The sequence below is a fragment of the Actinomycetota bacterium genome, from assembly GCA_018334075.1.
In the GTDB taxonomy this organism is placed as follows: Bacteria; Actinomycetota; Coriobacteriia; order Anaerosomatales; family UBA912; genus JAGXSC01.
The window spans coordinates 1-6266 of sequence record JAGXSC010000038.1 but is presented as its reverse complement, the minus strand read 5'-3'; the positions used below and the strand labels follow the sequence as shown (position 1 = coordinate 6266).

Genomic DNA, 6266 nt, shown 5'->3' with positions numbered 1-6266 from the left:
CTTCAACGCATGAATTACTCCATACGCTGGTTACTGACTAAGTGGCTGCCCTACCTTTACCACTACAGGACTTTCACCTGTTAGCATTTGCCAGCTTTGCTGGACGCGCTTATCAATACTACCGTCTCAACGTGCCTTGAGGATACAAAAAAGATGCCGTATCAATCTGGTATCCCCTTGGCGGCGGGCCATATTTCAGAAACAGTCGCCTGGACAGGCCATTTTTTTAGTTTTCGGCGTCTGCTTTTGCTTTACAATTCGAGTAAATTGTAAGCAATAAAACCTTCAAAAGTGCGTTGGCTCTTGAAGGCTTTATTCGATACAATTTGCTCCATGCTTTCTCTTATATGATACCAGCACCAATCAAAATCCGATTTTCTTAAGTGCTTCTAAATCCTCATAATATCTACTCACTGTAATGTTCATGCATGCAATTCTATTATCAGGCGTTCTGGCGGCTAAATACCTCTTGTTATAGAATAATGTGAAATCATGTATCGTAGCGGATAGATTTGCGCAACACTGTCTCCACTCGTTTAGTTCAATGGGAGGTATAGCGAGATCAGTTTCTTCAAAATAATACTTATCAATCAATGGAATGACTGCTTTCATATCATTTACAAGAGTATCCTCCGTTTTGGTTCCATTTAGATACTCATTATATAACCCAATCACTTTTTCAGCGAGTGTTATAAGGTGCGACATTATGAAACTTGTCTTTTCAATTAACGCATCCTTTTCCCCAATATGTTCTTCCGTAAAAATCTTTAAATTCTCATAATACGAATGAATGTTAAAATGAATATCATTGATAATGATCGAGTTGTTATCTAACCTACACCTATACCACCATTTTTTGTCCTGATTTTCATCTACCCATGTAGTGTGGCAAAGATAATTACCGTTTACAATGTCAGATTCATCTCGTCCGTAATAGCAAAATACTAAATTAGCTTTTTCCCCCTGCCAATGCTTTTGGGAAATTTCATTTTTATATACATCTGCCTTCTTAACTTTGTTAACAATTTCATGATTTATTATAGAGATATCTTCAAATGAAAATGGGTTCTTCAGAATTACTTTAACGGCATATCTTTTTGCCAAACCAGTGTGTACTGGCTCAACAGCATAAATTATGTAATCGTCTGTTTCTTCATAAATTTTTGCAGTATGAAAAGGATGATATTCCTGAACCTCAAAGAAAATAGTTCCGCCCATGTTTGCCCTAAAAATCGGGTTTTGTTGTTTTTGAGGATTCCTTTTATTCCAGATATCTAAGTAGAAAAATAGAAGTTTGCTTATATCGTATAGAGATTTTTTACCTTGCTTGATTAGATGAATATCCTTTATAGCTTCACATAAAAAACTTGTGAACAAGCTAATAGGTTTATCAGGGTGCCCATATGATATTTCAGTTGCATTACTTGAAGCCAAGACAGCATAACCTTTCCCAGCAAATTCTTCAACAGTTTCATTGATATTAAAAGCGGCGGTCTGGTCAATGCTAAAGTTGCCGGACATACAACAATCCAAAATTATAACTTTATTTTTTGAAGGCGTTTTTTCGAGGATCTCAATGATATCTTTGGTTTTGATAGCAGTATTACTAAGGAGAAGATGATGACCATCCGATAACGTTCCGCCATGACCAGAAAAATAAAAAATCAGAGTATCATCAGCGTGTGTGTTTGAAATCAAATTATTAAGAGCGTATAAAAATTCTGTTCCAGTGACAATCTCCGATTCACCACAAGTAGCAATATTTGACTTATCAATTTTTAATCCCAATATTAAGGCATCACGGATAGCAAGTATATCATTTTTACAAAATGGCAGATTTGGCTGTTTCATAGAAATATAATCACTCACACCTATAACTAACGCCTTTAACACTAGTATCAACCCCCTCGCTTTAAAGTTCTAGTACTATATTGTAAGTACAGTGAAACACCAAGAGCGCAATAAATATTAGTTCATTCACATTATGTGTTCATTTATTCATAATAAATCTCCGATGATACACCAATCAGAATTATCTCCTGCCGCCACGTTTCTTGAAATCCTCGTCGATACGTTCCTTCCAATTTTCAGATATCGAGCGGTTAGCACGTATAGAGCTTACCGTTTCGCTGATCACTTCATAATTTAACAACGTACCTTCACTGTCTGCATTATAATTTGTTGCCCTGTCTTTACTAATGCCAAAACGTTCAGCAGTTGAAACGGCGTCTATGTTTGCGCCAAGAAAGATAAACTCCCAGCCATATTTGCTTTTTTGATGCTCAATCATTTGGCGCACTTTATCATAGCTGTATTCACGGCTTGCGTTTTCCATGCCGTCTGTAGTTATTATAAACATTACATGCTCGGCACGCTCATCTTCGGCTGTATGCTTCTGGACATTTCCTATCTTATTGATTGTTTTACCCACTGCATCCAGCAATGCAGTATTTCCGCGTACATAATACTCCTTGTCTGAAATAGGAGTTATCCCCCGAAGATTAATGCGGTCATGCAGCAGCTCATACTTGTCATCAAATAAAACCGTGGTAATAACAGCCTCGCCGGGTTCCTTTTTCTGCTTTTCAAGCATGGCATTATAGCCGCCAATCGTGTCGCTTTCTAGATTGCTCATGGAACCGCTTCTGTCAAGAATAAATACCAGTTCAGTTAAATCCTTTTTCATAATGTTATCCTCCAAATCATAATTTATTGTGATTTTAGGATAGCATTTTTTATTTTAGGATCGGTCGCATGACAAGCGACAAATTGCTATAATTTTGGAATTATCATTTGCATCTTTAATCCCGTGGCATCGGTCTTAATCTCGTCCTCATCAGGTATTGTTGCACTTTTTCCTTCAACAGCAAATTTTCCTACAAGAGCCAAGCAAACTGCATCCACAACATCATCCCTGTATTTTGTAAAAAGCGGATGTTGAGTAACATCTACTCGGTCAATCCCGTATTTTTCAAGAATCTCCAGACGCTTTTCAATTCCTTGTTCTTCTGATTTCTTCTCCAAAACTGGATTACCGCCGTTTAACAAGGCAAAGCAAACTTCGGGATGACTTTCATACAAAACATTTTTCCACGTTTCGTTTTCCTGAAGAAAAATATCAATTTCATTAACTGCGTCACGAATGCCCATAGTCATATAGTTTGCACCGGCATTAAGCGCTTTGCTTATATTCCAAGCTTCTGCAACCGTTTTTGCCCTGGCGACACTTCTAAATGGAACCGGAAAAATCGAGGACGATTTCCCTTTGAGGATTCTGCGCGCTGCATTATCCGGTCTATTTGCTGCTTCTTCTTTGCTGTCTGCAAGACCAATAGGAATATCTATTATTAATCTGTCAGCTGTTCTGTGTGCAGCAAGCACATCAGCTATTCTATTATATCGTTCAATTGATAATCTTCTGCCCGAAAGCACTGCTATCATCCAACCGCCGTCGCACCCGTCAATTCCGACTGTTTTAAAGATTTGAGCACCTGATGTCAGCTGGTTATAAATATCGATAAACTCATTTTTCACATTTATGAAATCCCGCTGTGTAAAATCCGGTCGGCCTATAAGCTCCGGTTTATCATCAAACACTTCTTCACCAAGCAAATATATAAACTCATAATAAAGCAACGCGTCATCAATTTCTTTAATCGTGTCCGGGCTTACATCCGAAACATTAAATTTGTCGTATATTGCCTTTTGAAGCCTTTCTTCAATATCCAGATACTGAGGCAACAGTTTCTTCACAGGTCTTGTGATATCGCTCATGTATGCTTCGCTTGCATCATGAAGCAGACATGCAAGCTGTACGTCTTTTGAATATCCTTTTGCTCTTGCTTCCAAAGAACAATTTATTGAATGCTGTGCCACAGAATAAAAACTGTTGAAATGCCCATTTGCTCTGCACATATGTGCCAATGCATGGGCAATATCGTTAATATCTATATCATCCTTATTTGGGTTATGCGGTGTAAAATGAATTTTTGAATTTGTTGTTATGTAACTCATTTGTATTAACCTCTTTTTTGCTGTTAAGCAAATTGATCCTCAATTCAGCTAAACTCCTAGCAGATTTTGATCAAAAGCAAACAGGGCTTCATTGATTTCAAAAATATTGTAGTTTCCTTCATCTAAAAAGTATTGAATGATAATATCAAATTTACTGCTGTGAGAAAGAGCAAATCCGGCTTTAAGCAGCAGATCTTTGGTTTCATCAAGATTCAGCCTCAATGCTATGGCAAAGGCAATAGCGGTAGGTTTGCTCGGTTTGTAATTTATGTCGTTTCTGATTTTAGAAAAAAGCTTCCGGTCTATATTGGCCTTTTTATATGTTTCCGCATCTGTCATGCCTTTTTCGTCAATCAGGCGCAGCAGCATCTGTGAGAAGGTTTCATCCATATGTTTTACAACATCATCAAGATTTCGTTTGCGCTTTGCAACTGACGCAGATGCTTCCATAGGTGAAAGCATTGGCTCTTCTAAGCAGTATTCTTTCAGAATATGCCGTTCTTCGAATCTGTTGTTTCGGTCAATCGGATGTTCTTCTATGTATTTGTCATCAATGTATTGCTTTATAGATGAAAACAGTTTTTCGGATAGAGTAAATGCAGCCTTGTCGAACACCACCAAGTACACCGTCATATCACTGCTTAAAAGGAAGTCACCAATTACAGAAATTGCGGTTTTCAACGCTCTATCCTTGGGATATCCAAAAGCTCCAGAAGATATCAACGGGAATGCAATACTTTCCAAACTATGTTTTTTAGCTAATGCAAGTGAGTTTTTGTAACAATTAGCAAGTAGTTTTTCCTCATTGTCATTACCGCCGTGCCAAACAGGGCCAACGGTGTGTATAACATATTTTGCAGGCAGTTTGTACCCTTTTGTAATCTTTGCTTGTCCGATATCGCAGCCGCCAAGGGTCCGGCATTCAGCAAGCAGTGCCGATCCTGCAGCTCTATGGATTGCTCCGTCTACGCCACCGCCTCCGAGCAAAGATGTGTTTGCCGCATTGACAATTGCATCAGCATGAACTTTCGTTATATCATTACGGATTATTTCTAGTGGCATAACCTCACCTCCAAATTAGTCTAAAACCTTCAAAAGTGTGTTAACCTCTTGAAGGCTTTATTAGATACAATTAGCTATTCTTGTCATCTTTATCAGATTCCTCAATAACATCAGAAATAAGTCTAGAGAAATCAACAGCGTTCTTTTTAGTTATAACAGGCTTACCAGTATCAGCTTCAATTTCTTTGCGTGCATTTCCTGCAATTCGACCTCCGCGCCGTGCTACCTGCCTATTTTCTTCGAAGGTTTGCGGTTCTGTTGTCCTAGAAATTTCTGTCGTGGTGGCCTCAGCAAGCATATTAAGAACCAGCTCTAAGGTAGACATATTGTCGCGGAGATTTTGCTTTTTCAGCCCTTTAAGTTGTTTGTACTGTCGAGTCGTCATACCAGACCATGCCTTTGTAATTTCGTCGGTTAGTATAGCGTATTCATTCCCTTGCTTTACACCACGGTCATCCCACTCATCGGTAAGTTCCTTGCGCACTTGAATTGCCTGCAATCGTTGGTTAATCCACTCGCGTGTGTATCCCTTTTTTAGGTATGTAGCGAGGGCACGGTCAATGGTGAGTTCCGGATCAATTGTTTCCTCAATCCTCTCACGTCCAACCTGAGCAAGCCACATTTTGAATGGTTCTGCTTTCGGCGACGGAATGGACTGTATAATGCGCAATAGTTGTTCGGTGTCAGCCACATCCGTTTTTCGGCTTTTTCCATCCTCCGCAGTCATTTTCAACTGCCTACAATTTGTAGTCAGTTGATTTCCTTCTTTTTTCATTCGTGTTTTCAAAACGCTCCAGTATTTCGCAGCTGAACGCTGCGTCGGCTGATCAGTCAGAATGGACACTACGTCTACCACAGAAAAGTACCATTCTTCTTTTTCCTTATCCCAAGCTGTACGAATGCGCTTATCTTCAAATAGTTGAATCCCATTATTATTTTGATCCATTATCATGTCCTCCACTATTGAATTCTTTCAATGAAAGACGCATTTTAAGACACATCTTCCAAAAGCATTTTGACGCTTTCCCGATAAAACGGACACTCCGGAGTTAGGAAAGCTCCTTTAATCTCATGATTACTTCAAATTTCAGTTTTTTTAATTTGTTATCAAGCTGTCGATGCCACTTTATGGTATCGACAGCCCGCCTCAAGGGTTTGGGTAGATCCAGGCCGGAAAGGGTCTTCGGCTG

5 protein-coding genes are annotated in these 6266 nt (G+C 39.0%); all 5 read right to left on the bottom strand.

The window, feature by feature from the left end:
* Positions 1–363: 363 nt before the first annotated feature.
* The 5 genes from KGZ89_04700 to KGZ89_04680 all read right to left on the bottom strand — a co-directional run bounded on the left by KGZ89_04700 (position 364) and on the right by KGZ89_04680 (position 6022).
* On the bottom strand, positions 364–1899 hold the full coding sequence (locus tag KGZ89_04700) for a caspase family protein (protein ID MBS3974148.1): 1536 nt from the start codon (positions 1897–1899) through the stop codon (positions 364–366).
* A gap of 133 nt (positions 1900–2032) precedes the next feature.
* Positions 2033–2686, bottom strand: coding sequence for a VWA domain-containing protein (locus KGZ89_04695; protein MBS3974147.1), 654 nt, complete (start codon positions 2684–2686; stop codon positions 2033–2035).
* An 86-nt stretch (positions 2687–2772) separates the two neighbouring features.
* The gene (locus KGZ89_04690) at positions 2773–4014 is read right to left on the bottom strand and encodes a DUF429 domain-containing protein (protein ID MBS3974146.1); all 1242 of its coding nucleotides are present in this window, start codon (positions 4012–4014) and stop codon (positions 2773–2775) included.
* 48 nt (positions 4015–4062) lie between these two features.
* A complete protein-coding gene (locus KGZ89_04685; protein ID MBS3974145.1) occupies positions 4063–5076 on the bottom strand; it encodes an O-acetyl-ADP-ribose deacetylase in 1014 nt (337 codons plus the stop codon).
* Between the two features lie 70 nt (positions 5077–5146).
* Entirely contained in the window at positions 5147–6022 is an 876-nt protein-coding gene (locus KGZ89_04680; protein ID MBS3974144.1) for a hypothetical protein, read from the bottom strand.
* Positions 6023–6266: the final 244 nt, after the last annotated feature.

Bases quoted from the DNA above. Each gene is read 5' to 3' on its own strand.
- KGZ89_04695 (MBS3974147.1), bottom strand. From the start codon at position 2,686: ATGAAAAAGGATTTAACTGAACTGGTATTTATTCTTGACAGAAGCGGT.
- KGZ89_04690 (MBS3974146.1), bottom strand. From the start codon at position 4,014: ATGAGTTACATAACAACAAATTCAAAAATTCATTTTACACCGCATAAC.
- KGZ89_04685 (MBS3974145.1), bottom strand. From the start codon at position 5,076: ATGCCACTAGAAATAATCCGTAATGATATAACGAAAGTTCATGCTGAT.
- KGZ89_04680 (MBS3974144.1), bottom strand. From the start codon at position 6,022: ATGGATCAAAATAATAATGGGATTCAACTATTTGAAGATAAGCGCATT.